Here is a 2,230-nt window from a genome sequence, read left to right on the forward strand (position 1 = left end):
TATCGCCGGCCATGAACTACACTCCGGATGATAATTTTAAGATGGCGTAGATCGAGGCGAGCGCCACGGTCACGCAAAAGAAATTGTTCGCCATGATCGAGACCAGCTTCAGCCGCTCGCCATGGACATAGTCCTCGATCACCACCTGCATGCCGATCTTCATGTGCCAGGCACTGGTGATGACGAAGAGCAGCATAATCAGCGCGATCGGCAGCGAACCTAGGATCTGCGCGGCGCCGGCCTGGTTGCGGCCGAGCAGCATGAACACCACCACCAGCACCGGGACGATCAGCAGCGTCATCGCCACGGCAGTGATGCGCTGGCGCCAGAAGTCGCCGGTGCCGGAATGGGCGGCGCCGAGGTTGCGGACGCGGCCGAGCGGGGTGCGCATCGATTTCAGCCTGGTCTCTCCGCTCATCGTCCGCCTCCCACCGCATAAGCCACGATCCAGACCAGGATGGTCAGGCAGATGCCGCCGATCAGCGCGCCCCAGGTCAGGGCCTCGCGCTCATTCGGCTTGAAGCCGTAGCCGAGGTCCCAGACGAAGTGGCGGATGCCGGAGAGCAGATGATGCAGCAGCGCCCAGGTGTAGCCGAACACGATCAGCCGGCCGATGATGCTAGAGGTGAAGGCCTGCACATTGGCGTAAGCGCTGGGACCGGAGGCGGCGGCGATCAGCCACCAGGCGAGCAGCAAGGTCCCGAAATAAAGTGCAATTCCGGTGGCGCGGTGGACGATCGACAAGATCATCGTCAGCGTCCAGCGGTAGGTTTGAATGTGCGGGGAAAGCGGGCGTTCGATCCTGACGGTCATTGGCTGTTTTGACATGTTCTTGGGGCTGGAGCCCGTTTCAGGCTTGCAGCACGTGGATCGCGAGATGTGCCTCTTATTTACGGAGAAGGAACAGGCAGCGCAACGATCAAATGCCTGAAAATCGAACCGCGGTTCAGTCCTATCGCGCCCAGGGCAAAAGAGCCAATGCTTGCCGTGGTATACCAGAGCATTGTCAGCGTCCTACAAACGAATGGATATTCGGTTCTTGTAACGCGAACTCCGAAACGGCCAGCGCGCGCAGCGACTTATTACTCCTCCAATGTGCGGCGAGAAAGTCGACGAAGGCGCGCGTCCGCGGTGATCCGAGCCGCGCCGGCAGCATCACTATGTGCACCGCGCTGGCCGGCATCTCGAAATCCGGCAGCACGCGCGTCAGTCGCCCAGCTGCCATGTCGTCCGCGACCTGCCAGGATGGCACGCGCACCAGACCAGTACCGTCGATCGCCGCGCCCACCAGCGCATCCAGACTGTTGATCCACAGCCGGCCTGCCAGACGCATCGTCGTGCTCGCGCCGTCAGGCATGCGGAAGCGCCATTCGCCGGCGCCGGGCGGGTCGGAGAACAACAGGCAGTCGTGCTCGGTGAGGTCGGCCGGCGTTGCGGGCGCGCCGCGGCGCTGCAGATAGCTCGGCGCGGCACAGACGACCATGGAGAGCTCGGCGAGTCTTCGCGCGATGAGTTGCGAATCCGGGAGCCGCCCGATCCGCAGCGCGGCGTGGATGTCCTCCTCGAGCATCTTGACCGGCCGATCGACCAGCAGCAGGTCGACCGACACCGACGGATACAGCCGCAGGAAATCCGGCAACAGAGGTGCGATCAGCAGGCGCCCCATCAGGCTCGGCGCGCTGATGCGCAGCCGCCCCGACGGTTGTGATTCACGCGAGCTAAGTGTGAGCTCGACATCCCGGAGCTCGGCGATGACCGCCTTGGCGCTGTTGTAGAGCAGTTGCCCCGCATCGGTCAGCGCCATCTGCCGCGTCGTGCGCAGCAGGAGCGGCATGCCGTAATGCGCTTCCAGTGCAGCGATCTGCCGGCTCACTGCGGTGAGCGAGGCCGGGATCGCTCGCGCCGCGGCGGACAGGCTGCCGGCTTCCACGACCCGGACGAATGTGGTCATCGCCGCGAGATGATCCATGAGCCCGACCCGTCCGCCATACGCAACAGAGCTGACCGGAGACGTCGCTTACTCCCGGTCGCGGAACGTGTCTACATTGCGGGGTAGCTCAATATGATCCGGTGCTGACAGCGGGGGCGCGTCCAACATGTTCAACGGCATCGACGTGACGGAGCTCGTCGAGCTCATGGGCCTGCTGGTGCTGGTCGGTGCGCTCTCGGGCTTTCTGGCCGGCATCTTCGGCATCGGCGGCGGCGCCATCCTGGTGCCGGTGCTCTATGA

General features: G+C 63.9%; 3 protein-coding genes. All 3 read right to left on the reverse strand.

Features of this window, described 5'->3' with window-relative positions; translation table 11 throughout:
- Positions 1–16: 16 nt before the first annotated feature.
- The 3 genes from sdhD to WA702_RS02190 all read right to left on the reverse strand — a co-directional run bounded on the left by sdhD (position 17) and on the right by WA702_RS02190 (position 1,969).
- Positions 17–391, reverse strand: coding sequence for a succinate dehydrogenase, hydrophobic membrane anchor protein (gene sdhD, locus WA702_RS02180; protein ID WP_425108883.1), 375 nt, complete (start codon positions 389–391; stop codon positions 17–19).
- Between the two features lie 23 nt (positions 392–414).
- Positions 415–813 carry a succinate dehydrogenase, cytochrome b556 subunit gene (sdhC, locus tag WA702_RS02185; RefSeq protein WP_407157482.1) on the reverse strand — a complete coding sequence of 133 codons (399 nt, stop codon included), beginning with the start codon at positions 811–813 and terminating at the stop codon, positions 415–417.
- 193 nt (positions 814–1,006) lie between these two features.
- Positions 1,007–1,969, reverse strand: coding sequence for a LysR family transcriptional regulator (locus WA702_RS02190; RefSeq protein WP_425108882.1), 963 nt, complete (start codon positions 1,967–1,969; stop codon positions 1,007–1,009).
- Positions 1,970–2,230: the final 261 nt, after the last annotated feature.

Source organism: Bradyrhizobium sp., from assembly GCF_049798375.1.
Classification (GTDB): Bacteria; Pseudomonadota; Alphaproteobacteria; order Rhizobiales; family Xanthobacteraceae; genus Bradyrhizobium.